The sequence below is a fragment of the Beutenbergia cavernae DSM 12333 genome, from assembly GCF_000023105.1.
Taxonomy (GTDB): Bacteria; Actinomycetota; Actinomycetes; order Actinomycetales; family Beutenbergiaceae; genus Beutenbergia; species Beutenbergia cavernae.
Genome location: NC_012669.1, coordinates 4,225,360 through 4,249,850, shown reverse-complemented (window position 1 = coordinate 4,249,850; position 24,491 = coordinate 4,225,360). Strand labels below are relative to the sequence as shown.

General features: G+C 73.5%; 23 protein-coding genes and 1 tRNA gene. 19 read left to right on the top strand and 5 right to left on the bottom strand.

Features of this window, described 5'->3' with window-relative positions:
• Positions 1-35: 35 nt before the first annotated feature.
• Positions 36-845, top strand: a complete 810-nt coding sequence (locus tag BCAV_RS19280; RefSeq protein WP_015884307.1) for a hypothetical protein — start codon at positions 36-38, stop codon at positions 843-845.
• 19 nt (positions 846-864) lie between these two features.
• Here BCAV_RS19280 and BCAV_RS19275 read toward each other — a convergent pair.
• Positions 865-935: transfer RNA gene (locus BCAV_RS19275), tRNA-Gly, on the bottom strand.
• A 74-nt stretch (positions 936-1,009) separates the two neighbouring features.
• Here BCAV_RS19275 and BCAV_RS19270 point away from each other — a divergent pair.
• Genes BCAV_RS19270 through BCAV_RS19245 form a run of 6 tightly spaced genes read left to right on the top strand, consistent with a single transcriptional unit; the run spans position 1,010 to position 5,939 of the window.
• Positions 1,010-1,450 carry a nitroreductase family deazaflavin-dependent oxidoreductase gene (locus BCAV_RS19270; protein ID WP_015884306.1) on the top strand — a complete coding sequence of 147 codons (441 nt, stop codon included), beginning with the start codon at positions 1,010-1,012 and terminating at the stop codon, positions 1,448-1,450.
• A 6-nt stretch (positions 1,451-1,456) separates the two neighbouring features.
• The gene (locus tag BCAV_RS19265; RefSeq protein WP_015884305.1) at positions 1,457-2,278 is read left to right on the top strand and encodes an aminoglycoside phosphotransferase; all 822 of its coding nucleotides are present in this window, start codon (positions 1,457-1,459) and stop codon (positions 2,276-2,278) included.
• Between the two features lie 35 nt (positions 2,279-2,313).
• Entirely contained in the window at positions 2,314-3,090 is a 777-nt protein-coding gene (yczE, locus tag BCAV_RS19260) for a membrane protein YczE (protein WP_015884304.1), read from the top strand.
• On the top strand, positions 3,087-4,340 hold the full coding sequence (locus tag BCAV_RS19255) for a VOC family protein (RefSeq protein WP_015884303.1): 1,254 nt from the start codon (positions 3,087-3,089) through the stop codon (positions 4,338-4,340). The genes yczE and BCAV_RS19255 overlap by 4 nt, the downstream gene beginning before the upstream one ends.
• Before the next feature lie 4 nt (positions 4,341-4,344).
• Entirely contained in the window at positions 4,345-4,923 is a 579-nt protein-coding gene (gene dcd / locus BCAV_RS19250; protein WP_015884302.1) for a dCTP deaminase, read from the top strand.
• Entirely contained in the window at positions 4,920-5,939 is a 1,020-nt protein-coding gene (locus BCAV_RS19245) for a hypothetical protein (protein ID WP_015884301.1), read from the top strand. The genes dcd and BCAV_RS19245 overlap by 4 nt, the downstream gene beginning before the upstream one ends.
• Positions 5,940-5,964: 25 nt before the next feature.
• Here BCAV_RS19245 and BCAV_RS22815 read toward each other — a convergent pair whose 3' ends face one another.
• Complete coding sequence (locus BCAV_RS22815) at positions 5,965-7,188, bottom strand: cation:proton antiporter (RefSeq protein ID WP_015884300.1); 1,224 nt, start codon at positions 7,186-7,188, stop codon at positions 5,965-5,967.
• Positions 7,189-7,288: 100 nt separating this feature from the next.
• Positions 7,289-9,040 (bottom strand): PQQ-binding-like beta-propeller repeat protein, encoded by a 1,752-nt coding sequence (locus BCAV_RS22810; protein ID WP_015884299.1) that lies wholly within the window; start codon positions 9,038-9,040, stop codon positions 7,289-7,291.
• 109 nt (positions 9,041-9,149) lie between these two features.
• Here BCAV_RS22810 and BCAV_RS19230 point away from each other — a divergent pair, with 109 nt between their 5' ends.
• From BCAV_RS19230 to mnhG, 7 genes are all read left to right on the top strand, one after another.
• Positions 9,150-11,012 carry an HNH endonuclease signature motif containing protein gene (locus BCAV_RS19230; protein WP_015884298.1) on the top strand — a complete coding sequence of 621 codons (1,863 nt, stop codon included), beginning with the start codon at positions 9,150-9,152 and terminating at the stop codon, positions 11,010-11,012.
• A 232-nt stretch (positions 11,013-11,244) separates the two neighbouring features.
• The gene (locus tag BCAV_RS19225; protein ID WP_015884297.1) at positions 11,245-14,244 is read left to right on the top strand and encodes a Na+/H+ antiporter subunit A; all 3,000 of its coding nucleotides are present in this window, start codon (positions 11,245-11,247) and stop codon (positions 14,242-14,244) included.
• A gap of 5 nt (positions 14,245-14,249) precedes the next feature.
• Positions 14,250-14,738, top strand: a complete 489-nt coding sequence (locus BCAV_RS19220; RefSeq protein WP_050761937.1) for a Na(+)/H(+) antiporter subunit C — start codon at positions 14,250-14,252, stop codon at positions 14,736-14,738.
• A complete protein-coding gene (locus BCAV_RS19215; protein ID WP_015884295.1) occupies positions 14,735-16,264 on the top strand; it encodes a Na+/H+ antiporter subunit D in 1,530 nt (509 codons plus the stop codon). Before BCAV_RS19220 ends, BCAV_RS19215 begins: the two co-directional genes overlap by 4 nt.
• Entirely contained in the window at positions 16,264-16,881 is a 618-nt protein-coding gene (locus tag BCAV_RS19210) for a Na+/H+ antiporter subunit E (protein ID WP_015884294.1), read from the top strand. Before BCAV_RS19215 ends, BCAV_RS19210 begins: the two co-directional genes overlap by 1 nt.
• Positions 16,878-17,231, top strand: coding sequence for an MrpF/PhaF family protein (locus tag BCAV_RS19205; RefSeq protein WP_015884293.1), 354 nt, complete (start codon positions 16,878-16,880; stop codon positions 17,229-17,231). The genes BCAV_RS19210 and BCAV_RS19205 overlap by 4 nt, the downstream gene beginning before the upstream one ends.
• On the top strand, positions 17,228-17,653 hold the full coding sequence (gene mnhG, locus BCAV_RS19200; protein ID WP_015884292.1) for a monovalent cation/H(+) antiporter subunit G: 426 nt from the start codon (positions 17,228-17,230) through the stop codon (positions 17,651-17,653). Before BCAV_RS19205 ends, mnhG begins: the two co-directional genes overlap by 4 nt.
• 46 nt (positions 17,654-17,699) lie before the next feature.
• On the opposite strand, the gene BCAV_RS19195 is transcribed toward mnhG, so the two are convergent.
• A complete protein-coding gene (locus tag BCAV_RS19195; RefSeq protein ID WP_015884291.1) occupies positions 17,700-18,134 on the bottom strand; it encodes a VOC family protein in 435 nt (144 codons plus the stop codon).
• A gap of 2 nt (positions 18,135-18,136) precedes the next feature.
• On the bottom strand, positions 18,137-18,388 hold the full coding sequence (locus BCAV_RS23070; protein WP_015884290.1) for a DUF4235 domain-containing protein: 252 nt from the start codon (positions 18,386-18,388) through the stop codon (positions 18,137-18,139).
• 175 nt (positions 18,389-18,563) lie between these two features.
• Here BCAV_RS23070 and BCAV_RS19185 point away from each other — a divergent pair, with 175 nt between their 5' ends.
• The 5 genes from BCAV_RS19185 to BCAV_RS19165 all read left to right on the top strand — a co-directional run bounded on the left by BCAV_RS19185 (position 18,564) and on the right by BCAV_RS19165 (position 24,487).
• Positions 18,564-18,893, top strand: coding sequence for a hypothetical protein (locus BCAV_RS19185; RefSeq protein WP_015884289.1), 330 nt, complete (start codon positions 18,564-18,566; stop codon positions 18,891-18,893).
• A 226-nt stretch (positions 18,894-19,119) separates the two neighbouring features.
• On the top strand, positions 19,120-20,220 hold the full coding sequence (locus BCAV_RS19180; protein ID WP_015884288.1) for a thiamine ABC transporter substrate-binding protein: 1,101 nt from the start codon (positions 19,120-19,122) through the stop codon (positions 20,218-20,220).
• A 109-nt stretch (positions 20,221-20,329) separates the two neighbouring features.
• Positions 20,330-22,027 (top strand): ABC transporter permease, encoded by a 1,698-nt coding sequence (locus BCAV_RS19175; protein WP_015884287.1) that lies wholly within the window; start codon positions 20,330-20,332, stop codon positions 22,025-22,027.
• Positions 22,024-23,088, top strand: coding sequence for an ABC transporter ATP-binding protein (locus BCAV_RS19170; protein ID WP_015884286.1), 1,065 nt, complete (start codon positions 22,024-22,026; stop codon positions 23,086-23,088). Before BCAV_RS19175 ends, BCAV_RS19170 begins: the two co-directional genes overlap by 4 nt.
• Positions 23,089-23,353: 265 nt before the next feature.
• Positions 23,354-24,487: a phosphotransferase enzyme family protein gene (locus tag BCAV_RS19165; protein WP_015884285.1), complete on the top strand. Its 1,134-nt coding sequence runs from the start codon at positions 23,354-23,356 to the stop codon at positions 24,485-24,487.
• Positions 24,488-24,491 lie beyond the last annotated feature (4 nt).

The window sequence follows — 24,491 nt, the reverse complement described above, 5'->3', positions numbered from 1 at the left end:
CCGGCAGGTCTCGTCCGAGTTGCTCGGAGGTCGGGATGACGGAGCTGGGACGACGGGCCGGGGTGAGCGACGTCGTCGCCCGGGTGATCGAGCGGTACCGACCCGGCGGATCCCTCGCGTTCGCCTACGGGCAGGGCTCGGTGCTGTCGGGCATCGTGGCGGACTCCGACCTCGACGTCGTGATGATCTGGGCCGACGGCGTCCCGACTCGATCGGCCCGACCGGCACGGGCGCTCGCGACCCCGGGTACCGACCCGGTCCAGCACGACGGTGCGTTCGGCGGCCTCGACTCGTTCGACGTCGACGGCTGGCCCGTCGATGTCGCGCACCACACGCAGGAGCAGTTCAGGCGCTGGGTGGCGGAGGTGCTCGACGGTGCCGGCTGGCAGCGACAGTCCGAGTGGCCGTCGCCGCTCTTCGCGGTGTCCGGCTTCGCCTACGGCGAGATCCTGGCGGACGACGCCGGCCTCGCGCGCGAGGTCCGCGCACGGCTCGAGGCCTTTCCCGCTCGGCTCCACGACACGACCCGGACGCACCTCGACCAGATGCGGCCCGCGGTCCTGGCCGAGCTGGCCGGATGCGTGCGCCGGTCGGACGGCTGGCTCTTCCACGAGCTGGCCAGCGACCTCGTGCGGACCGCGTACCTCGCGTGGTTCGCGGCGCACTGTCGCTACTGCCCGTTCCCGAAGCGGACCGCCGCGTGGGCCCAGCGGTTCGGGCTCGAGCCGGAGCTCATCGACGTCGAGCAGCGCATCTGGAGCGCGGCCGGGCTCGACGAGCGGCTGGAGCTGATCGCCGCGTTCAGCGAGGGGGTGCTGGCCGTCGCGGCCGGCGACTCGGCGTGACGCCAGCGCCTTCGAAGGGAGCGGGTGACGGGAATCGAACCCGCGCTATCAGCTTGGGAAGCTGAAGTTCTACCATTGAACTACACCCGCGTGACGCCGCTCGAAGGCGACGCCGCGCGCCAGCATACCGGTCCTCGCGGGCCAGTTCGAAACCCGGAGGTCCGATGCCGCTGCAGGGCGAGTACGTGCCGAGCACGAGTGACTGGGCGCGCAAGCAGGCTGACCTGTACGTCGCGTCGGACGGCGCGAAGGGCACCACGCTCCACGGTCGTCCGGTCGTCCTGCTCACCACGGTCGGTGCCCGGACGGGGAAGCTGCGCCGCACGCCGCTCATGCGCGTCGAGCACGAGGGCACGTACGCCGTCGTCGCCTCGCTCGGTGGCGCCCCGAAGAACCCCGTCTGGTACTACAACGTCGTCGCGCACCCGCACGTGGAGCTGCGCGACGGCGACCGTGCGTTCGACGCCGTCGCGCGCGAGGTGCACGGCGAGGAGAAGGCGCTGTGGTGGGCGCGTGCCGTCGAGGCCTACCCGCCATACGCCGACTACCAGAAGAAGACCTCCCGCCAGATCCCGGTGTTCGTCGTCGAGCCGACCGTCGGGTAGGGGCCTGTGACGGCCTCGGCGCCGCCGCCGCAGGTCCTCGCCGCGTTCGGGGCGGCGGGCGACGCCGTCCCGCTAGCGGGTGGGCAGGGTCGGTCGTGGCGCGCCGGCGGCCTCGTGCTCAAGCCGCTCGACTCCTCGCCCGAGACCCTGGACTGGCTCGCGGCCGAGGTCGCGCCTCGCGTCCGCGACGCCGCGATCCGCGTGAGCCTGCCGCTGCGCAGCGGCGACGGCGCGCTCGTCGTCGACGGGTGGACCGCGGCGCCGTACCTGCCTGGCCGGCACGAGAGCGGCCGCTGGCGGGAGGTTGCCGCCGTCGGCGAGGAGTTCGCCGCGCTGCTCGCCGACGTCGCCCGCCCCGCGTTCCTCGACACCCGCGACGACGCGTGGGCCCGCGCGGACGCGCTCGCCTGGGGCGAGGCGAGCGACGACGCGGCGGCGCTGGTCCCGCACGTCGCTGACCTGACCGCCGCGCGTCGTCCCGTGCCGTCCGGCGACGCGCCCAGCATCGTGCACGGCGACCTCAGCGGGAACGTGCTCTTCGCCGACACGCTCGCGGAGCCGCTGCCGCCCGCCCTGCTCGACCTCAGCCTCTACTGGCGCCCGCCCGCCTACGCGAGCGCCGTCGTCGCCGTCGACGCCGTGTGCTGGCACCGCGAGCCGGTGGACCTCCTCACGGAACTCGGAGCGGCGCCGCAGCACCTCGTGCGCGCCCTGCTGTTCCGGCTGCTGGCCGACCATCTGAACGGGCGCCCGGCGGGCGACCCCGGCTACGCCTCGTACGGGCCGTGTGCGGCGCGCGTGCTCGAGCTGGCGAGGCCCGACCTGTAAGCGATCTGCAAGACGGCGGTGACATCACTGACCGGGTGAGCATCCTGACCCTGAGTCTCCCGAGCGACCGCCGCGCCGAGCGTCTCGTGCGCCTTCACCTCGGGCTGCTGCTGTACGGGCTCAGCCTGGCGATGCTCGTCGAGTCGGGAATCGGGCTGCGGCCGTGGGACGTGTTCCACGACGGCGTCGCGCGCCTCACAGGCACCAGCATCGGTCTCGTGACGGGTGTGGTCGGCGTCGCCGTCCTGCTCCTGTGGTGGCCGCTTCGCGAGCGGCCGGGCATCGGCACGGTGAGCAACGCCGTCGTCAGCGGGTTCGTGCTCGACGGCGCGATCGCCGTCCTCCCGACGGCGCACGGCTACCCGGGGCGGCTCGCGTACCTCGTCGCGGGCATCCTGCTCAACGGCGTCGCGACGGCGCTCTACATCGGAGCCGGGCTGGGCGCCGGTTCCCGCGACGGCCTCATGACCGGGCTCGCGGCCCGCACGGGCTGGCCGCTCCGCGCGGTGCGCACGGGCATCGAGGTCGGCGTGCTCGCGATCGGCTGGGCGCTCGGGGGCACCGTGGGGATCGGCACCGTTCTCTATGCGCTCGCCGTCGGCCCGATCGTGCACGCGGTGCTGCCGCTCGTCACGCCGGCCGCGCGCTCCGTCCCCCTCCGCCCGCGAGGCGACGTCGACGTCCATGACATGAGGTCCCGTCACGCCGCCGGGAGAGCCGCGATACCAGGTGCGGGCGAAGGCGGGCAGGTGGAGCGCGACGACAAACCCGGATGTCGATCGTCCGCGATAGGGCCTACCGTGAGCGCATGACGACGTCGTTCGAGCTCGCCGACGGCGTCGAGGACTGGCGGGTCCTCGGCGGCGACGCGAGCGCCTGGTTCCCTGCCTCCTCCCACGCCACCGGCGCGGCGCTCGGCAGCCGGGTGGCCGGGCTGCCCGACGCCGCCGCCGACGTGGACGTGCGCGCCACCGGGGTGCGGGTTCGGCTGCGCGGCGCGGGGGACGGCACCGCGGATCCCGCTCAGGTCGAGGCGGCGCGCGCGATCTCGGCGGAGGCCAGGGAGCTGGGGCTGCGGGCCGACCCGGCGGCGCTGCAGGACGTGCGGCTCGTCGTCGAGACGGCGACGCCGGACGCCGCCCGCTCGTTCTGGCGGGAGGTGCTCGACTACGAGCCGGTGGGGGAGCACGTGCTGATGGATCCGCGGCATCGGGACCCGCTGGTCGCGTTCCGCGTCCGCGAGGCGGTGCCGCCTCTGCGGAACCGCCTCCACCTCGACGTCGTCCGCCCACCCGACGCGGTCGGTGCCGTCCAGCGGGCGCTGGCCCGGACGCCGACCGGGCCGTTCGGCGTGATGATCGCCGACGACGAGGGCAACGAGGTCGACCTCGTGCCGGGCGAGAGGGTGCCAGGCGGCGCGGACACCGAGGACTGGTGGGCGGTGTTCGCGGGGACGGCGTTCTACGCGACGTCGTCCCCCGAGCAGGCGGCGAGCCTCGCCGTCGCGGTGGCGAACCTGGCCGACGACGCCGGCATCCCGCTGCTCGTGGACGTGCGCCCGGGTGGTGTCACGATCGACACCGGGAAGGACCAGTGGCACCCGGACGTGCAGCCCGCGTTCTCGGGGCTCGCCGGCCCGCTGCAGGCCGCCGCGCGCGCCGCGGGAGGCGCACCGGCCCGCGACGGCGCGCGGTTCGTGCAGATCGGGATGGACGCCGTCGACGTGCCGGCGACCCGGGCGTTCTGGGCCGCGGCGCTCGGCTACGTCGAGGACCCCCGCCAGGGCCTCACGGACCTGTACGACCCGCGCCGGTTCGGCCCCGTCATGTTCTTCCAGGACATGGAGGCGTCCGACGACGCTCGACGGCGGCAGCGGGGCCGGATCCACGTGGAGCTCGCTGTCCCGCACGACGCCGTGGACGCGCGCGTGGACGCGGCGCTCGCGGCCGGGGGCCGGGTCGTCGAGGACGAGCGTCCGGGCCGGTGCGTGGTCGCGGACCCCGAGGGCAACGAGCTGGCGATCACCGCACGCACGGATGACGTCGGGACGGCGCTACCGTAGGCGCGTGCTGCTCTCCGACCGTGACATCCGGGCCGAGATCGGCTCGGGACGTGTGGCCCTCGACCCGTTCGACGACGCGATGGTGCAGCCGTCGAGCGTGGACGTCCGGCTGGACCGCTACTTCCGGCTGTTCGACAACCACAAGTACGCCGTCATCGACCCGGCCGAGGACCAGCCGGAGCTGACCCGCCTCGTGGAGGTCGACCCGGACGAGGCGTTCGTGCTGCACCCGGGCGAGTTCGTGCTCGGCTCCACGCACGAGACGATCACGCTGCCCGACGACGTCGCGGCGCGTCTCGAGGGGAAGTCCTCGCTCGGTCGGCTCGGCCTGCTCACGCACTCCACAGCGGGGTTCATCGACCCCGGGTTCACGGGCCACGTCACGCTGGAGCTCTCGAACGTCGCGACGCTGCCGATCATGCTGTGGCCCGGCATGAAGATCGGGCAGCTGTGCTTCTTCCGGCTCTCGAGCCCCGCCGAGCGGCCGTACGGCTCGGGGGCCGACGGGTCGCGGTACCAGGGGCAGCGGGGTCCGACGGCGTCCCGGTCCCACGTGAAGTTCCACCGGACGCACGTCGAGTGAGCGCGACGCTCGACGCCGAGATCGCGGCGCCGCACCACCTTCTCGTCGTCGCCGACGACGTCACCGACGACGAGGTCGAGGCGCTCGCGCTGAGCCGGTTCGACGGCGCGGGCTGGGTCGACGACGCGGGCCACCGTGTGCTGTGGCTCGGGTCGGCGGCGATGCTGACCGGGCCGTGGGTGTGCCCCGCGGACGTCCGCGCGACGCTGGATCTGCCCCCGTGGGCCGCCCGGGCGTACCTCACCCGGGTGACCCCGGACCGTTCGGCGCCCCCTCCGCCGGAGCTCTCGCGGCTCGGCGACCTGCTCGAGGCGTTCCCCGGAGGTCATCCGCAGGGCGTGGAGCGCGACGTGCTGGACTTCCTCCTCGCGGCGGCGCGGCGGCTCGCCGGTGCCGTCCGGCTCGCGCCCGGCCCGGTGCTCGTGCCGGACGCCGACTCGGCGGTGGACCTCGCCGTCCACGCGCCCGTGTGGCTGGACCCGCCGGCGCTCGAACGGGTCCTCGCGGAGACCTTGCCGGGCCTGGACGTGCTCCCCGAGCCTGGGACGACCGCTCCGCCGACGTGGCTCGGCGCCGCTGCCGAGGCGGGTCTGCCCACGCTCGACCCGGCGGAGCGGGCGCGCATCCAGGAAGCGCTCGACGGCGTCGACGCGGCGGCCCGCGCCACCGGTGACGTGCTCGACGGCTACTCGGCGTTGTGGCGATCCACGTCCTCGCCCGACGCCGTCGTCGTCACCGTCGAGGGTGCGGAGGTCGTGCCGCCGGCCGTGCGGTTCGCGCCGTGGACGGCGGCCGGCGTGATCTCGTACGAGCTGCGGTGGCAGGCCGACGACGACGTGCGCCGCGGCGGCCGGCTCAGCCTGCTCGACCGGGAGCGGCGGGCGGCCGTGGCCGTGCGCATGGAGCGGGCCGCTGCGGCGCTGCACGACGCCGTCGGCGGGGAGGTGCTCGACGAGGACGGGTTCCTCGTCGACCCCCAGACGCTCGGCGGCGACGGCGAGGGCGACGCCTCTTGAGGCGGTCGTGGCCGGGAGCGCGCCCTCACACACGACCGGCGGGAGCCGGGACGACGGCGACGCCGTCGTCGTCGAGATCCTCGGCGCCGCTGGAGCGCACGCCGAGCGCCTGTGCCACCGGCGCGCCCGTGAGCCCGTACACGATCGCCGTCAGCAGCACGACGCCGAACACGACCGGCACGAGCTGCGGGAACGGTTGCCCGGCGTCGTCGAACCGCAGCGCGAACACCGATGCGGTGGACGCCGCGACGATGCCCCGCGGCGCCATCCAGCCCACCATCATCCGTTCGCGTGGCGTGAGCGTGCTCCGGAGCGTCGACACAGCGGCGACGAGCGGGCGCAGCACGAGGACGAGGACCGCGACGACACCGAGCGTCGCGGGGAGGTAGCGCACGAGTGCGTCGAGGTCGACGCGCGCAGCAAGGATGATGAACAGGGCTCCGACGAGCAGCAGGCCGAGGTGGGAACCGAACTCGTGGAGCGGCTCGGTGCGCGCGATCCGCTGATTCGCGAGCGCCGCGCCGAGCGCCGTCGTCGCGAACAGGCCGGCCTCGTCGTGCAGCCCTTCGGCGACCGTGTAGGCGCCGAGCGCGAACGCCAGCGCGAGGATCACCTCGGTCTCCTTCGGCACGAGACCGGTCCGGATGAGCAGGACGAGCACCAGGGCCGCCGCCGCACCGATCCCCAGGCCGGACAGGGCGGTCAGCCCGAGGTGCGTCGCCTCGGCGTGCAGCGCGACGTTCGCGACGGCGAGGGCGAGGACGGCACCGATCGGGTCGATGAAGATGCCCTCGAACGCGAGCACGGACTCCAGCGGCTGCTTGGGGCGGATGATCTTCAGCAGCGGCCCGACGACGGTGGGTCCCGACACGATGAGGATGGCGCCGATCACCGCCGCCTGCGACCACGCGAGGCCGAGAACGAGGTGCGCGACGACCGTCGCGCCGATGCCGGTGAGCAGCGCTCCTGCCGTCACCAGGCCGATCACCGGGCGGCGGGCGCCACCGCGGAGCCGGGCGAAGTCGAGCTTGAGCGACTCCTCGAAGAGCAGGAGCCCGACGGCCATCGAGACGAGCGGAAACAGGGCCTCGCCGAAGATCGCGTCCGGGTCCAGCCAGCCCAGCACCGGACCGGCGAGCAGGCCGAGCGTGAGCAGCAGGAGGATCGACGGCACGCGGAGGGCCTTCGCGCCGACCTGACCAGCCACGCCGAGCGCCACGATGAGCGCGATCCCGCTGACGTCTCCCATGCGGACATCCTGGCGGTTGGGGCGCCGGGGCGCCCGGACGGGGGTCGCGCGTGCCGCGTTCGCCGGCCCGGCCCGGCGTGGCCCGCCGCGCCCGGCCCGGCTACGGCAGGTCGTAGGCGGTGAGGCCGTCGAGCCCGGACAGCACGAGGTCGTCGCCGATGCCCTGGACGTTGTAGCCGGTGTTGTCGTAGGACCGTCCGCGCTCCCACAGCACGTCGCCCGTGGCGGCGTCGAGGCCGACGAACGTCCCCGACGTGTCGACGACGACGGCGTCGCCCACGAGCACCGTGTCCCAGATCCGATCCGTGGCGTCGTAGGTCCAGGCGGCCGTCGTCGACCCGGTCGCAACCCCGACGAGCGTGCGCGGGGTCTCCACCACCGTCCACTCCTCGTTGCCGAGGGCACTCGGCCCGAGCCAGTCGGTGGCCGGGTCGACGTCGTACAGCACGTCGCCGAGCGTGCCGGTCTCGGTGTCGAACGCGAACAGCTGGGCCTGGTCGTTGATCGCGATCGGGTCGTGGTGCCCGACGTCCGCGGGAAACGCGAGGTCCACCCCCGGTGTGGTCCACACGACGGAACCGTCGAGACCACGCCGCTGGACGCCGTCGTCCGCCACGCAGTAGTACGCCTCGCCCTGGGCGGTGGCCCGCAGGCACTCATGGACGACGACGGCGCCGCTCGCCGTGTCGATGAGCGCCACGCCGGGCGTCGACCACAGCAGGACGTGCCCCTCGGGCAGGTCGCGCCAGCGTGTGCGCTCCATCGTGAGGGTGGGTTCGTCGGAGAAGTCCTGGGCGAGGAAGTCGTCGAAGAGGAGATCCGCGTTCTCCAGGTCCGCGACGTCGAGGCTCCACCGCTCGACGCCGTCCAGTCCGAGGAAGGCGAGGCGGGCGTGCGGAGCCGGATCGGCGTCCCCGACCACGATCACGCCGTCGCCGGTGAGGTGGATCAACGCGACGGACGTCACTCCGGGAGCCGGCCAGCTGGTGCGTGCGGTGCCCGTGGCCGCGTCGAGCACGTGGCCCGTGTAGGCGCCGTCGGCGCCTTCGCTGAGGCAGATGACGGTGGCGTCGGCCGCCCGGGCGTCGCACACGATGTCGAGGGCGTCGTCGAAGGTGGTCTCCCAGGCGGTCTCTCCGGTGGCCGGGTCGACGGCGACGAGGAGCCGCCCTTCGCCGGCGCTGTTGCCGAACCGGATCAGCCAGGTGCTCCCCGCGTCGAGGACGGCGTCACCGCCGAACGAGCCGTCGGTCGTCGGGAGGAGGTTGGACACGGCGGGGACGCCGGCGGCGATGTCGTCCGTGTACCGGATCCAGGCGACGTCCAGGTCCGGCGGCGAGTCGACGCCGGGTGGGGTAGCGGCGGCGTCGTCGTCCCCGTCCCCGTTCCCGGCGATCGCGCCGATGACGATCACGATCACCGCCATGAGCGCGAAGAACGCGACGGCGACGGCGCAGCCGACCTGGGCGGAGGTGCGCTTGCGCGTCGGGGAGGGTCCGCCGGCGGGAGACGGGATGTACGGGCTCGGACCGGGCGGGGCCGCGCCGGATGGTGGGCCGGCGGGCGGGGTAGCGCCGGATGGCGGCCCGCCGGGCGGCGTCGCGGCGCCGGGCGGCGGGATGGGGATCGGGGTCGCGTAGGGCAGTGCGGGCGTCGCCGGTGCCGCGGGTTCCGTGGCGGCGGCCGGGTCGGGGAGCTCGCGTTCCGGGCTGGGCGAGACGGGCGGGGTCGCACGGGGCGGGTCGGTCGGGTCGGCTGAGCCGGGCGGGGGAGCAGGTGCGTAGTCGTCACCGACGGCGTACTCGTCGTCGTCGTCCGAGGCAGGGCGGAAGCGCCTGTCGTCCCGGCTCATCGGTCCCCCTCGCCTCGTGCGGAGCCCAACCTAGTGGGCGCAGGGCGGGGTGTCGTGCCTGTGGATAGTTGACGACGCGATGTCGGATGTGCATGCCAGAATCGATCACATGTTCGAGACGCGAGCGGATGTGACGGCGGCGGTCAGCGACGGCCTCCAGCCGGAGCCTGTCGGCGTCGAAGAGTTCGCCGCGTTGGCCTCGCTGGATGCGCTGCCGGAGCACGACGGCGGATCGCTCTCGGATGCGCAGGTGCTCGACGTGGTCGCGGGCTGGGCCGCCGTGGAGGCTCGGGCGGCCGGGGCGAAGAGAGCGTGGGCGGCGGCGCTGGCTCGGCGTCCCTCCCAGACGCCCGACTGGCGGGAGCTCCGGCGTCGCGTGTCCGTGCCGTCGGTGGCCGGGGACGAGATCGCGGTCCGGGTGGGGGTCTCCCGCATGGCGGCCGCTCGATGGATCGCGGAGGGCGAGCTGCTCGCGGGGAAGCTGGGCAACGTCGGTGTCGCCCTCCAGGCCGGAGTGATCGACGCCGGCAAGGCGCGCGAGTTCGTCGACGCGCTGGCCGAGCAGGATCTGCCGGTAGTCCTCGCGGTGTGCGACGAGGTGCTGCCCGAGGCGCCCACGCTCTCGCAGCGCCAGGTGGCGACGGCGATCCAGCGCGCAGTCGTGCGCGTCGACCCGCAGGGTGCCTCGGAGCGGCACGAGCGAGCAGCGCGCAGGCGGTGCGTGGAGCGCGTGCGCGTGCTTCCGGACGGGATGGCTCGGCTGTCAGCCGTACTGACCGCGGCGCAGGCCGCCGGTGTCTATGCCGCGTGTGAGGCGGCGGCTCGCGCGAAGCGGGCGGCGGGCGACTCCCGCACGCTGGAGCAGCTCCGGGCGGATGCCCTGGCGGCGCTCGGCGCTGAGGCGCTCGCGCAGGGGCGGATCGGGCCCGAGGGGTCGGTCGAGCATCGAGGAGCTCCGACGTCGCCGGAGGCTGGGGACGCCGCCGGACGCCGTGCGCCTGGTCCCGGCGCCGACGAGGATGTGCCGGCGTCGGGCTTGGGTGCGGGGGAGGCTGTGCGGGAATCGGGCCCGCGTGCGGGGGATGCTCTGGGGGCGTCCGGCCCGCGTGCGGGGAAGAGTGAGCGGGAATCGACGACGTCGAGGGAACCGAAGCATCCCCCTCGTTCGGAGTCCCCGGAGGTGGAGTCGTTCCGGTTCAGCGGGCCGGCCGCCAGGCTCGAGCTCAGTGTCTCGGTCGCGACGCTGAGCGGGCAGGACTGGGTCGGGACGGCGCACGACGTCGCCGAGGACCTCTGGCCGAGTCGTCTTCCGGACGATGCGGGCGAGGTCGCGGGTGGGAAGGACGGCGCCGCGGCAGGCGCGCTCGGCGGCGCCCAGGATGAGCCCGCACCGCCGGAGCCTGTGCCGCTGCTGACCGGGTACGGTGCGGTCGATCCGGCGACGGCTCGGGCGCTAGCGGCCGAGGGCCTGGTCCGGGTCGTGGTGACCGACGCGGAGCTCGAGGCTTGGCGTCGCGCAACAGCTGTTCCAGGCGCGGCGACTGAGTGGGACGCGGGACGCGAGACGTACCACCCGCCGGCGGCGCTCGCGCGGCTCGTGCGTGCTCGCGACGGCACGTGCGTCGCGCCCGGATGCTCCGTACCGGCGACGTCGTGCGACCTGGACCACGTGGTCTCCTTTCCGCTGGGGCCGACGGATGCCTGGAACCTGCGGCCGTTGTGTCGACGGCATCACCTCCTAAAGACCCGCGCCGGTCATCGGCTCAGCGTGGAAGCCGATGGCTCGACGAGCTGGACGACGCCGTCGGGCGTGGTCCGCCGGCGCGCGATCGATGGCACGTGGGCACGTCGCGATGCTCCCGCCGGTGCGAACCTGCGCCGGGAGCGGCAGGAGGCTCCCGGCGCGGGGCCGCGCCGGGAGCGGGAGGACCCCAACGAAGGCACGCAGTCTCCCCGAGCGGCGGCCGCGTGACCCCGTCGCCCGCGGGCCGCTCGAGGTCGCCCCACTGAGCCGCTCGACGCCGTCCCGCTGAGAGGATGCGCGGGCAGGCCACCACCGAGCCCTTGGTACGATCGTCGGACCGTGTCACGTACCACCCGCAAGGGTGGTGACGGCGTACCCGCCGGGCGTGTCCGCGGCCGAGATCGAGTCCACGACCGCCAACTTCACACGTCCGACCTCCACGTGAACGACGGGGACGCCCATGCTGCAGCTGCTGACCGTCCACCTCGCGGTGGCCCTGGTCGGCCCTGTGCTGGTGCGCCTGTGGGGGCGGCGCATGTTCGCCGTTCTCGCCCTCGCCCCCCTCTCCGCGACCGTGTGGGCCCTCGCGCAGACCCCTGCGGTGATGGCCGGGGACGCCCCGGTCGTGACGACGTCCTGGGTGCCGGCGCTCGGCATCGACCTGTCGTTCCGCCTGGACGTCCTCGGCTGGTTCATGGTCCTGATCGTGGGTGGCGTCGGCGCGCTGGTGCTCCTGTACTGCGCCTGGTACTTCGCCTCCGGCGCCAGCAACCTGCCCCGCTTCGCCGGGGTGTTCGTCGCCTTCGCCGGCGCCATGCTCGGCCTCGTCACGACCGACAACACCTTCGCCCTGTACGCGTTCTGGGAGCTGACCACCGTCTTCTCCTACCTGCTGATCGGCCACTACTTCGATCGCAAGGTGTCTCGCCGCGCGGCCATGCAGGCGATCATCGTGACGACGTTCGGCGGCCTCGTCATGCTCGCCGGTCTCGTCATGCTCGGCGAGCTGCCGGGCGGCTCGTACTCCCTGACGGAGCTCGTGGCCTCCGCCCCCGAGTCACCGCTCCTCCCGATCGCGATCGTGTGCGTCCTCGTCGGGGCCGTGAGCAAGTCGGCGCTCGTCCCGTTCCACTTCTGGCTGCCGTCGGCGATGGCCGCCCCGACCCCGGTCAGCGCCTACCTGCACGCGGCGGCCATGGTCAAGGCCGGCGTCTACCTCGTGGCCCGGCTCGCCCCGGGGTACTCCACCCTGCCGGCCTGGCAGTGGACGCTGCTCGTGCTCGCCTCCGCCACGATGATCCTCGGTGGCTACCGGGCGCTGCGCCAGCACGACCTCAAGCTCCTCCTCGCCTACGGCACCGTGAGCCAGCTCGGGTTCCTCATCCTCCTGGTCGGCCAACCGAGTCGCGCCGTCGCGCTCGCCGGCCTCGCCCTGCTCGGCGCCCACGCCATGTTCAAGGCGGCGCTCTTCCTCAGCGTCGGGATCGTCGACGCCGCCGCCGGCACGCGCGACCTGCGCCAGCTCTCCGGCCTCGTCCGTACGCAACCCTTCCTCGCCGTCGTCGCCGGTCTCGCGACCGCCTCGATGATCGGGCTGCCCCCGTTCGCCGGCTACGTCGCGAAGGAGGCGGCACTCGAGGGATTCGTGCACGACGGCGACCCGACCTCGATCATGCTGCTCGCCGTCGTCGTGCTCGGCTCGATCCTGACCGTCGCGTACGGGCTGCGGTTCTGGTGGGGTGCCTTCGGCATCAAGAAGGACCTGGCCGACACGGAGGTCGACCGCGAGGCCTGGCCCATGTTCGCGGCCCCCACGGTGCTCGCCGTTGCCGGCCTCGCCGCGGGTCTGGTGCCCGCTCTCGGGGAGCGCCTGCTGGAGCCGTTCGCCGACACGTATCCGACCGGCGACCCCGGCCACCTCACGCTCTGGGGTGGCTTCGGGTGGCCCGTCGTCCTCACGCTCGCCGTGTTCGTCCTCGGCGCGCTGCTGTTCGTGGCGCGCACCAGGGTGGAGGCCGCACAGGGCCGTGTCGAGCTGGTCCTCGACGCCGACGTCGCCTACCGGCAGACGATGCGCCGGCTGGACCGTGCCTCCGCCTACATCACGAGCTTCACCCAGCGCGGTTCGCTGCCGATGTACCTGTCGATCATCCTGCTCACCGGGGTCGTCGTCGGCGGCTGGGCCGCGCTGTCCTCCGGTCGCACGCCCGGCCCGGTGCGCCCCTGGGACACGCCCGTCCAGCTCGTCGTCGGCGTCATCGTGATCCTGGGCGCGATCCTCGCCGCCCGCTCCCGCCGGCGGATGAAGGCGGTGCTCCTCCTCGGGGCCTGCGGGTACGGCGTCGCGGTCCTGTTCGAGCTGCAGGGCGCCCCCGACCTGGCGCTCACCCAGGTGCTGGTCGAGACGATCACGCTCGTCGTCTTCGTCCTCGTGCTGCGCCGGCTCCCGCCGTACTTCTCGAACCGCCCGCTCGCCGCGAGCCGGTGGTGGCGCGCCGCCCTCGGCGTGCTCGTCGGGGCGTTCTTCGCCTTCCTCGCGCTCATCATCCCGACGGCGCGCATCGAGGCGCCCATCTCCGTGTACTTCCCGGCCGAGGCGTACGAGTACGGGTACGGCAAGAACATCGTCAACGTCACGCTCGTCGACATCCGCGCCTGGGACACGATGGGCGAGATCTCCGTGCTCCTGGTCGCCGCGACCGGCGTCGCCTCGCTCGTCTTCCGGCGCCTGCGCGGCGGGCGGATCGAGCGGGCTCGTGACGTCGCCTCGTCGGACCTCGGCGGCGTCTGGGCCGGCGAGGAGTCCGGCCGGCTGATGCAGCAGATTGCCCGGTTGCGCGGCTCCGACGCACCAGCGGCGGAGGGTCAGCGCAACCGGCAGTGGCTCACGGCCGGCGCCACCCTCGCACCGGAACGCCGGTCGGTCATCTTCGAGATCACCACCCGGCTCGTCTTCCACACGATGATCGTGTTCTCGGTGTTCCTCCTCTTCTCCGGCCACAACGCGCCGGGCGGCGGGTTCGCCGCCGGGCTCGTCGCGGGCATCGCGCTCGTGGTGCGCTATCTCGCCGGGGGCCGCTACGAGCTCGCAGAGGCGGCCCCGATCAACCCCGGCCTCCTGCTGGGCAGCGGCCTGTTCCTCTCCGCGGGCGCGGGACTCGTCCCGGTGCTGTTCGGCGGGCAGGTGCTCCAGTCCGCCGTCCTCGACGTCGACCTCGGCCCGCTCGGGGAGCTCCACGGATCCACCGCCCTGTTCTTCGACATCGGCGTCTACCTCGTGGTCATCGGCCTCGCCCTCGACGTGCTCCGCACGCTCGGCGCGGAGATCGACCGGCAGGGGGAGACCGAGGGGAGCGCCGCGCCGGACGTCGCCTACGACGCGGACGACGACGGCGACTCCGCCCTCGCCGGAGCGCCGGCAGGCACGAACACGACCCGCGACGACGGAGGTGCGACGTGATCGACATGAGCCCGAACCTCGTGCTCGTCGTGGTCATCGGCGTGCTGTTCGGCACGGGCGTGTACCTGCTGCTGGAGCGCAGCCTCACGCGCGTGCTCATCGGTGTGGCACTGATCGGCAACGGGGCGAACCTGCTGCTGCTCGTCGCCGGAGGTGCCGCCGGCGGGCCGCCGCTGCTCGGCTCCGGACCCGAGGACGAGATGAGCGACCCGCTGCCCCAGGCGATGGTGCTGACAGCGATCGTCATCACACTCGGCTTCACGGCGTTCCTCCTCGCGATGGCGTACCGCTCGTGGCAGCTGCACGGTCACGACGAGGTCCAGGACGACCTCGAGGACCGTCGGATCGCGCGTCGCGCGGAGCGCGGTGAGCTCGACCCCCGGACGGACGACGCGACGACGAGCGTCGACCTCGAGGCCGCGCAGGTGCGCGACGAGACCGAGGAGCTCACCGCCGCCGAGATCGCTGCCAACGCCGAGGAGGGACGACGATGAACTGGCTCGTCCCGCTCCCCGTGGTGATCCCGCTCATCGCGGCGGGCCTCGCCCTGACCCAGGTGCGCCGCCCCCGCCTCCAGGGGCTGATCAGCGTGGTCGCGATCTCGACGATGCTCGTGACGTCGATCGCGCTGCTCGTGCTCTCGGACTCCGGGCCGCTCGTCGTCAACGTCGGCGGCTGGGCCGCCCCGGTGGGGATCGCCCTCGTGGCGGACCGCCTGTCGGCGCTCATGCTCGTGGTGGCGGCGATCGTGCTGCTCGGCGTGCTGCTCTACGCGCTCGGGCAGGGCATCGCCGACGGCGACGAGGGCGCCCCGGTCGCCGTGTTCCACCCGACGTACCTCGTGCTCTCCGCGGGCGTCGCGAACGCGTTCCTCTCCGGCGACCTGTTCAACCTCTACGTCGGCTTCGAGATCCTGCTCGGGGCCAGCTTCGTGCTCCTCACTCTCGGCGGCACGGGCGAGCGCATCCGGGCGGGCACGATCTACGTCGTCGTCTCGCTGCTCTCGTCGGTGCTGTTCGTCGTCGCGATCGCCCTCATCTACTCCGCGACCGGCACGCTCAACCTCGCGCAGCTCTCGGTGCGGCTCGGCGAGCTCGATCCCGGCGTGCAGCTGGTCCTGCAGGTCATGCTGCTCCTGGCCTTCGCCATCAAGGCGGCCGTGTTCCCGCTCTCCGCGTGGCTGCCGGACTCCTACCCGACGGCGCCCGCGCCCGTGACGGCTGTCTTCGCCGGCCTGCTGACCAAGGTGGGCGTGTACGCGATCATCCGCACGCAGACGCTCCTCTTCCCGGACGGCCGTCTCGACACGCTGCTCCTGTGGGCGGCGCTGCTCACGATGGTGGTGGGGATCGTGGGCGCCGTCGCGCAGGAGGACCTGAAACGTCTGCTGTCGTTCACGCTCGTCAGCCACATCGGCTACATGATCTTCGGGATCGCGCTGTCGTCCCAGGCGGGGCTCGCTGCGGCGATCTTCTACGTCGCGCACCACATCACCGTGCAGACGGCGCTCTTCCTCGTGTCGGGGCTCGTCGAGCGGCGGGGCGGGACGACGTCGCTCGAGAAGCTGGGCAGCCTCGCGAAGTATGCGCCCGCCCTCGCGATCATCTTCTTCGTGCCGGCCATGAACCTGGCCGGGATCCCACCGCTCTCCGGGTTCCTCGGCAAGCTCGGGCTGCTCCAGGCAGGTGTACAGCTCGGGACCCCGCTGGCGTACGCCCTGGTCGCGGGTGGTCTGCTGACCAGCCTCCTCACGCTCTACGCGATCATCAAGGCCTGGAACAAGGCGTTCTGGCAGGAGGCGCCGGAGGGGTTGCCGCAGGGCGACACCCCGCGCACGATGTTCGGCCCCGCGGCGGCGATCGTCGCCGTCAGCGTCGCCCTGACGGTCGTCGCCGGCCCGCTCTTCGACTACACGGACCGCGCCGCGACCGATCTGCGCGCCCGCTCCCCGTACGTGGACGCGGTGCTCGTGCACGGCGACCGCGGCGAGGGGCAGTCGTCCGAGGCGGGTGAAGGCTGATGGGACGCACACCGTCGCCGTACCCGCGCCCGCCCGCGCGCGACCGCCGGCTCCTGCGGACCCGGTGGGCCCACATCCTGTGGCTGACGCTCGTGTGGATCCTGCTCTGGGGCGACCTGACGCTCGCGAACGTCCTCGCCGGCGCCCTGATCGCCGTCATCGTGACGCGCGTCCTGCCGCTCCCGGCCGTGGAGTTCTCCGGCCGCGTGTACCTGCCGGGCCTCCTCGTGCTCCTCGGTCGGTTCACAGTCGACGTCGTCGTCGCCTCCGCCCAGGTGGCATCCGTCGCGCTGCGGCGCCACGAGCCTCGCGGGGCCGTGATCCGGGTGCCCCTGCTCTCGCGCTCCGACCTGTACCTCACGCTCACCGCCGAGCTCTGCTCCCTGGTGCCGGGCTCGATCATCGTGGAGGCGCACCGCGTGACGGGCACGCTGTACGTGCACGTCCTCGACGCCGCGGCAGCGGGCGGGCTCGAGGCGGCGCGGGCGACGGTGCTCGGCCAGGAGCGCCGGGTCCTGTACGCGCTCGCGTCCGACGAGGAGATCGAACGTGCCGGGCTGCCGCCGCGCCGTTTCGTGCGTCGGTCGCGTCGCTCGACGGAGGTGACGGCGCCATGAGTGTCTGGGTGATGGTCGCGTGCGGCCTCATGGTCACCGTGGGGGCGGTGCTCGCCCTGTCCCGGATCGAGCGCGGCCCCAGCATGCTCGACCGGATCGTCGCCGTCGACGTCCTCGTCGCCACCGTGCTCGCCACGATGATCCTCGTCTCCGCGTGGACGCACCGCACGGACCTGGTGCCGGTGATGGTCGTCCTGACCCTGGTCGGCTTCGTCGGCTCGGTATCGATCGCTCGATTCGCGGCCACGGAGTCCGACGAGGAGCGTCGCATCCTCACGGCCGAAGAGATCGAGGCAGAGCGGCAACGGGCCGACGCGCGCGGCTCCGACGTCGAGGAGGAGGAGTCGTGACCGACACGATCGCCGACGTCGTCGCCACCATCTGCTTCCTCGGTGGCGCCTTCCTCGTCATGGTCGCGGGCATCGGCATCGCCCGGTTCCCGGACCTGCTGTCCCGCATGCACGCCGCGACGAAGCCGCAGGTGCTCGGCCTGGTGCTGTTCGTCGTCGGCCTCGCCGTGCAGCTGAGGATCGGGGCCGTCGGGTGGACGCTGCTCCTCATCGTCCTGTTCCAGCTCATCACGGCGCCCGTGTCCGCCCACATGGTCGGCCGGGCCGGCTACCGCACCGGGCGGGTGCGCACCGACCTCCTCGTGGTCGACGAGCTCACGGACGACCTCGCGCGCGTCGCGAACGTGGCCACGGCAGACCCCGAGAACACCAACGTGCGGCGCACGAGCCGTGGCGCGGCCGAGGACGACGACGGGCGGTAGGTGACGGCCGCCGAGCGACCGCTGGGCGACGGCTGCCAGGCGGTCCTCAGTCGAGGCAGAACTCGTTGCCCTCGATGTCCTGCATCACGATCGTCGACTCCTCGCCGCCGTCGGCAGGCAGCAGCCGCACACGCGTCGCGCCGAGCGCGACCAGCCGCGCGCACTCGGCCTCGAGCGCGGCGAGGCGCTCGGCACCCACGAGCCCGGTCCCGACCCGCACGTCGAGGTGCACCCGATTCTTGACGACCTTCCCCTCGGGAACGCGCTGGAAGTAGAGCCGCGGGCCCACACCTGAGGGATCGACGCAGGCGAACGCCGCGCCCTGGCTCTCGGCCGGCAGCGTGCGATCGAACTCGTCCCAGCTCGCGAAACCCTCCGGCGGCGGCGGGACGACATAGCCCAGCACCTCGCACCAGAAGAGGCCCACGCGCTCGGGTTCGGCGCAGTCGAAGGTGACCTGGACCCGCTTGACCGCCGTCACGCCTAGTCCTTCCGGGCCGGCTCCGCGGATCCGAGCCACTTCGCCGTCGCGCGCGACGTCCCGGCCTGTGCCAGCGCCGCGAGCCCTCCGCTGAGCGCCGCGTACGCGACGATCTCACCGAGCTTCGCGCCCTCCTCGTCACCCTTCGGCGGCTTGTGGCCGGTCGCCTTGCGCCACACGAGCTCGAGCACCTTGGAGACGGCGAACCCTGCCGCGAGCACGGACAACGTCGTGACGATCTTCTGCAGGTTCATCCCGTACTCCTGGCTCGCTGGGCTGGTCGCGCTCGGTTCCGGCTCGGTGGCGATCCTCCTGCGCGCGTTCCTCGCTCCGGAGTCCTCGCTCCGGTCGACCCTAGTCAGCCGTCCGCCGTCGTGCCATCGTGCGAGGGGCCGGGAGAGCCACCACACGAGGAACGGAGCTGGCGCGATGATCATGCGGGTCTGGCGGGGCTGGGTCGCCACGGAACGTCTCCCCGAGTACGTCGCGTACATCGAGGAGACGGGGGTGCGCGAGTACCTCGAGACGCCCGGGAACCGCGGCGCGCAGATGGTCACCCGCGACGAGCCCGACGGGCGCACGGAGATCCTCACGCTCAGCTGGTGGGACGGGATGGACGCGATCCGGGCCTTCGCGGGCGACGACGTCGAGGCGGCGAAGTACTACCCCGAGGACGAGGGGTACCTCCTGGCCCAGGAGGATCGGGTGCGGCACTACGTCGTGGCCGCGGGGGCTGACGGCGCGGCTGTCGCGGGATAGCCGGCCGCCACCGGGGACCCACGACCCGGGACCCGGAGTAGGCTCGACGGCGAACGACAGGGGAGCGTCGCCGTCGGGAGTTCCCGCCGGCACAGGGCGCTGAGAGTGCGGGCAGCCGCAGACCCTCGAACCTGCTCCGGTTAGCACCGGCGAAGGAAGTCGGGATCTCTCCCCGGTGCGCACCCGTGCGCGCCGGGCCCTCCCAGATGGACCGGGAGGACCACGCATGACCACAGGACGGAGCCGGCGTCGTCGGCGACTCACGACGCGATCAACGACGGCGGCCGCCGCCACGATCGGCGTCCTCGCCCTGGGCGCCTGCTCGCTCAGCGGCGGGGGCAACGGCGGTGAGGAGACGACGGACGGCGGCAGCGCCGTCGTCCGCCTCGTCACGCACGACTCGTTCGCGATCAGCGACGACGTGCGCGCCGCTTTCGAGGAGTCCAGCGGCTACACGATCGAGCTCATCAACCCCGGCGACGGCGGCGCGCTCGTCAACCAGCTGATCCTCACGAAGGACTCGCCGCTCGGCGATGCCGTGTACGGCGTCGACAACACGTTCGCCTCGCGGGCGATCGACGAGGGCGTCTTCGCGGAGTACGTGCCGTCCGACGTCCCGGCGAGCGCCGAGCCGTACCGGATCGACGGGGCGGAGGACCTGCTGACGCCGGTCGACGTCGGCGACGTGTGCCTCAACGTGGACCACGCCTGGTTCACCGAGCGCGGCCTCGCCGAGCCGGCCGGTTTCGAGGACCTGCTCAAGCCCGAGTACCGCGACCTGACCGTCGTGACGAACCCGGCGACGTCGTCGCCCGGCCTGGCGTTCCTGCTCGCCACGGTCGGCGCGTTCGGGGAGGACGGCTGGCTCGACTACTGGGCGCAGCTGCGCGACAACGGTCTCTCCGTCGTCGACGGCTGGGAGGACGCGTACTACGTCGACTTCTCCGGGGCGGGCGGCGGCGGGCCGCGGCCGATCGTGCTGTCGTACTCGTCCTCGCCCGCCTTCACCGTGGGGGACGACGGCGGATCGACCACCGGCGCCCTGCTCGACACGTGCTTCCGCCAGGTCGAGTACGCCGGCGTGATCGCCGGGGCGGAGAACCCGGAGGGGGCGCAGGCGCTGGTCGACTTCCTGCTGTCGGAGGACTTCCAGGCCGACCTTCCGGAGCAGATGTACGTCTACCCGGTGGACGACGCCGTCGAGCTGCCGGCGGAGTGGGTGGAGTTCGCACCGCTCGCACCCGAGCCGTTCGAGGTGGCGCCGGCCGACATCGCCGAGCACCGCGACTCCTGGATCGAGCAGTGGACGGACACGGTCATCGGGTGAGCGTCGGAGCGGCGCTCGGGGTGACGGTCCTGAGCGCGGACGCGGGCTGCCCTCGTCGCCGAGTGCGTGACCTCTGCCCACCTTCGCCGGCGTGTCGCGGGGAGGGATCATGCACTCGGCGCTGAGACGCCGCGGGGGTCGGCTCGCGTGGGCGGCGGGCTGGGTGCTGCTCGCCGCTGTGCCCCTCGCGTTCCTGGCGGTGTTCTTCGCGTGGCCGGTCGCGACGATGGTCGCGCGAGGGTTCACCGCGGACGGCGCCCTGGACCTCTCGGGGTTCGCCGACGTCCTCGCACGGCCGCGCACGTGGCGCGTGATCGGGCAGACGCTCGGGCAGGCGGCCGTCGGCACAGCGCTGGCGGTGCTGCTCGGGCTGCCGGCGGCGTTCGTGCTGTACCGGCGCTCGTTCCCCGGCCGGGGCCTCGTGCGCGCGCTCGTCACGGTGCCGTTCGTGCTCCCCACGGTGGTGGTCGGGGTGGCGTTCCGCTCGCTCCTCGTCCCCACGGGACCGCTCGGGTTCCTCGGGCTGGACCGGACGTTCCCGGCCGTGGTGGCCGCGCTCGTGTTCTTCAACTACGCGGTGGTCGTGAGGACCGTGGGCGGGGTCTGGGAGCGGCTCGACCCGCGGGCGGAGCAGGCGGCCCGCGCCCTGGGGGCGACGCCGTGGCGTGCCTTCCGCACCGTGACGCTCCCGGCGCTCGGGCCGGCGATCGCGTCGGCGGCGTCGGTGGTGTTCCTGTTCTGCGCGACGGCGTTCGGCGTCGTGCAGGTGCTCGGCGGTCCGCGCTACGGGACGATCGAGACCGAGATCTGGACCCAGACCACGCAGTTCCTCGACCTGCGGGCGGCGTCCGTGCTGTCGGTGCTGCAGCTCGCCGTCGTCACCGTCGCGCTCGCGGTCAGCGCCCGCTCGCGCCGGCGTCGGGAGCGCGCCCTGCGCCTGGAGGAAGCCCGCGTCACGGCACGCCCGCTCCGCCTCTGGCGTGACGGTCGCCCGACGGGCGAGGCGGTCCCGGCGGTGGTGACGGCCGTCGTCGTCGCCGGTCTGCTCGTCCTCCCGCTCGGGATGCTGCTGATCCGGTCCCTGCGCGTGGACGGCGCGTGGTCGCTGCGCCACTACGAGCTCCTCGGCTCCACCGGGGACGCCAACACGCTCAGCGCCACGGTGTGGGAGGCCACCGGCAACTCGCTCCGCGTCGCCGTCGACGCCACCCTGCTCGCCGTGGTGGTGGGGATCGCGGTGGCGCTCGTCGTGTCGCGCCGGCCGCGGGCTGCGACGGCCCGCCGCGCCGTCGGCGTGCTGGACGGGCTGTTCATGCTGCCGCTCGGCGTCTCCGCCGTGACCGTCGGCTTCGGCCTCCTCATCACGCTCGACCGGCCTCCGTTCGACCTGCGCAGCTCGCTCGTGCTCATCCCGATCGCGCAGGCGGTCGTCGCGATCCCGCTCGTGGTGCGTACCGTGCTGCCCGTGCTGCGCGCGATCGACCCCCGGCAGCGCGAGGTGGCGGCCGTGCTCGGCGCCGGCCCCGCGCGCGTCCTGGCGAGCGTCGACCTGCCCCTCGTGCTGCGGTCGCTCGGCCTGGCGGTCGGGTTCGCGTTCGCCGTCTCCCTCGGCGAGTTCGGGGCGACGTCGTTCCTCGCCCGCCCCGACCGGCCCACGCTGCCCGTCGTCATCTTCCGGCTCATCGGCCGGCCCGGCGAGGACAACTACGGGATGGCGCTCGCGGCGTCCGTCGTGCTCGGCGCGCTGGTCGCCGCGGTGATGGCGCTCGCGGAGCGGCTGCGCCCACCGCACGCGGGAGAGCTGTGAGCGCCGGGCTGAGGGTGACGGACGCCGTCGTCACCTACGGAGCCGGCGAGCGGCGGACGACGGCGGTCGCCGGGGTGTCGCTCGCTGTGTCGCCGGGCGAGGTGGTCGCGCTGCTCGGGCCGAGCGGGTGCGGCAAGTCCAGCCTCCTGCGTGCCGTGGCCGGTCTCGAGCCGCTCGCAGCCGGCGCCGTGGCGTGGGACGACGCCGACCTGGCCGGCGTCCCCGTGCACCGCCGCTCGTTCGGGCTCATGTTCCAGGACGGCCAGCTGTTCCCGCACCGCGACGTCGCCGGGAACGTGGCCTACGGGCTGCCGGGCGTGCGCCGGCTGCCTGCGGCGGCGCGCGCGGCGCGGGTCGACGAGCTCCTGGACCTGGTGGGGCTCACCGGGTTCGGGCGCCGTGCCGTCTCCACGCTCTCGGGCGGGGAGGCGCAACGGGTCGCGCTCGCGCGGTCCCTCGCGCCGTCGCCGCGGCTGCTCCTGCTCGACGAGCCGCTGTCCGCGCTCGACCGTGCGCTGCGCGAGTCGCTCGCGCCCCTGCTGCGCCGCGTGCTGCTCGCCGCGGGCACGACCGCCCTGTACGTGACGCACGACCACGACGAGGCGTTCACCGTCGCCGACCGCGTGGCCGTCATGCACCGCGGCCGGCTGCTCCAGGTCGACACGCCCGCCGCGCTCTGGGCTCGGCCGCGCGACGCCGACGTCGCGGCGTTCCTCGGGTACGGCGTCGTGCCAGGGGGAGCTGGCCGCACGGGCGACGGTCCCTCGGCCGCGGATGCCGGCGTCGTCGACGCTTCCGACGCCTCCGACGCCGGCGACGACGGCGTCGCGCTCGCCCTCCGGCCCGGCGCGCTGCGGGTCGTGCCTGGGGACGCCTCGGCGCGGCGCACCGGAGTCGTGCGGGCCGTGCGCTTCCGGCGCGGGGCGGTCGAGGCGGTCCTCGACGTCGACGGCTGGGGCGAGCAGGTCGCCGTCGTGCCGGCCGAGATCGCCGTGCACCCCGGCGACGTCGTCACGCTCGCCGTCGACCCCGGCGGCGTGCTCCGGCTCCCGCGCCCCTGACCCGCCCCGGCCGCCCAGCCTCCCGACCACGGGCGCGGCACGCCGTCGGCAACGTGGTCGACGGCGTCGGCCTCTGGTTGACAGGCGTGAGGATCACGAGCAGCATCGGAAGCCGGCGTCGACCAACGCCCAGCCCGTGAGGACTCGTCCCAGCCGATCCTCATGACGGCGAAGGGGATCTCTGCCCTCAGGTCAGTCACGTCGAGTCGAGCCTGTTTTCGAGTGCCGCGCAGCTGGGGCGAGGGCACGTCGAGGAGGGCTTGTCATGACGAAGAGCGGGAGCTTCAAGCGCGCGGTTCGCGATCACGCGCGGAGGACCGGACAGCGCTACACCCAGGCCCGGGCAGACCTGGAGAACATCAGCCGACCGTTCGCCGACACGCGGCCGTTCGATCCGCACGCGCTGAAGGCGCACCTGGAGGCGAGCTACGGGATCCGCATCACGTCGATGCTGCCGATCGACGACGATCCCCGGACGCGGCCGCGCGGATCCTGGCCCGGCCACTACCCGTCGACGTTGCTCGTCGAGCGCGAGCAGGGGACGCCCTGGATCGCCCGGGTCTTCTCGTCGCCGGCCGACCAGGTCAGCCGCGTGAAGGAGGACGCCGAGATCCTCGGCTTCCTCGCGGACCACGGGTTTCCCGCCGAGCGTCCGGCGGTCGAGGGCGGCGTCTCGGTGGTCGACGGCAGCGGCGTCCTGCTGACCGAGTTCATCCCTGGTGGGCGACCGACCGACGCCGACGCTCGAGTGACCTCGCCGGACGTGTTCCACGAGCTGGCGAGCCTCCTCGGCCGCCTGCACACCCTGCCCGAGGGACGCGGCGCTGCCGCCCGCGACGGCGGTGCGGAGGAGCACGACGGCGGCTTCCACCTCGGGCGACCGCGGCAGGACCTCGTGGCTGCGATGCGGTTCCTGGTGAGCGTCGAGGACAAGGTCGCGCCCCCGGGCAGGGAGACGTTCGAGCGGTTGCGTGACCAGGTCGAGTCCACGGACGACGCCGAGGGGCTGCCCGAGGCCTTCACGCACAGCAACTTCCACGTGTGGGCCGCCGTCGGTGACCCCGGCAGGCTCAGCATCGTCGGGTGGGCGGGGTCCGGTCGTGGTCCGAGACTCCCGGCGCTGGCGTGGTTGCTGCGCACGGCGTCAGAGGGGCGGCCCGAGTTCGTCGACGCCGTGATGCGCGGCTACCGCCAGCACGTGTCGCTGACCGACGCGGAGATCGACCGGCTGCCTGCCGTCCTGAACATGCGACCACTGTGGTTGGCGTGCCTGGAGTATCGCGAGGCGGTGCGTGCTGGGCAGACACCCGTGCTCGACGACGACGGCGGCTACGGCTTCTACCGTCCGGAACGATCCGAGCACCTGGCGGCACACGCGATCGCGGCCCTCGGCGATTAGGGGG

What these genes read in the sequence shown, in the direction of transcription:
- BCAV_RS19225 (WP_015884297.1), top strand. Translation starts at nt 11,245, where the DNA reads ATGCTGCAGCTGCTGACCGTCCACCTCGCGGTGGCCCTGGTCGGCCCT.
- BCAV_RS22815 (WP_015884300.1), bottom strand. Translation starts at nt 7,188, where the DNA reads ATGGGAGACGTCAGCGGGATCGCGCTCATCGTGGCGCTCGGCGTGGCT.
- BCAV_RS22810 (WP_015884299.1), bottom strand. Translation starts at nt 9,040, where the DNA reads ATGAGCCGGGACGACAGGCGCTTCCGCCCTGCCTCGGACGACGACGAC.
- BCAV_RS19205 (WP_015884293.1), top strand. Translation starts at nt 16,878, where the DNA reads ATGAGTGTCTGGGTGATGGTCGCGTGCGGCCTCATGGTCACCGTGGGG.
- BCAV_RS19215 (WP_015884295.1), top strand. Translation starts at nt 14,735, where the DNA reads ATGAACTGGCTCGTCCCGCTCCCCGTGGTGATCCCGCTCATCGCGGCG.
- BCAV_RS23070 (WP_015884290.1), bottom strand. Translation starts at nt 18,388, where the DNA reads ATGAACCTGCAGAAGATCGTCACGACGTTGTCCGTGCTCGCGGCAGGG.
- BCAV_RS19270 (WP_015884306.1), top strand. Translation starts at nt 1,010, where the DNA reads ATGCCGCTGCAGGGCGAGTACGTGCCGAGCACGAGTGACTGGGCGCGC.
- BCAV_RS19255 (WP_015884303.1), top strand. Translation starts at nt 3,087, where the DNA reads ATGACGACGTCGTTCGAGCTCGCCGACGGCGTCGAGGACTGGCGGGTC.
- BCAV_RS19280 (WP_015884307.1), top strand. Translation starts at nt 36, where the DNA reads ATGACGGAGCTGGGACGACGGGCCGGGGTGAGCGACGTCGTCGCCCGG.
- BCAV_RS19230 (WP_015884298.1), top strand. Translation starts at nt 9,150, where the DNA reads ATGTTCGAGACGCGAGCGGATGTGACGGCGGCGGTCAGCGACGGCCTC.
- BCAV_RS19175 (WP_015884287.1), top strand. Translation starts at nt 20,330, where the DNA reads ATGCACTCGGCGCTGAGACGCCGCGGGGGTCGGCTCGCGTGGGCGGCG.
- BCAV_RS19180 (WP_015884288.1), top strand. Translation starts at nt 19,120, where the DNA reads ATGACCACAGGACGGAGCCGGCGTCGTCGGCGACTCACGACGCGATCA.
- BCAV_RS19220 (WP_050761937.1), top strand. Translation starts at nt 14,250, where the DNA reads ATGAGCCCGAACCTCGTGCTCGTCGTGGTCATCGGCGTGCTGTTCGGC.
- BCAV_RS19165 (WP_015884285.1), top strand. Translation starts at nt 23,354, where the DNA reads ATGACGAAGAGCGGGAGCTTCAAGCGCGCGGTTCGCGATCACGCGCGG.
- BCAV_RS19210 (WP_015884294.1), top strand. Translation starts at nt 16,264, where the DNA reads ATGGGACGCACACCGTCGCCGTACCCGCGCCCGCCCGCGCGCGACCGC.
- BCAV_RS19185 (WP_015884289.1), top strand. Translation starts at nt 18,564, where the DNA reads ATGATCATGCGGGTCTGGCGGGGCTGGGTCGCCACGGAACGTCTCCCC.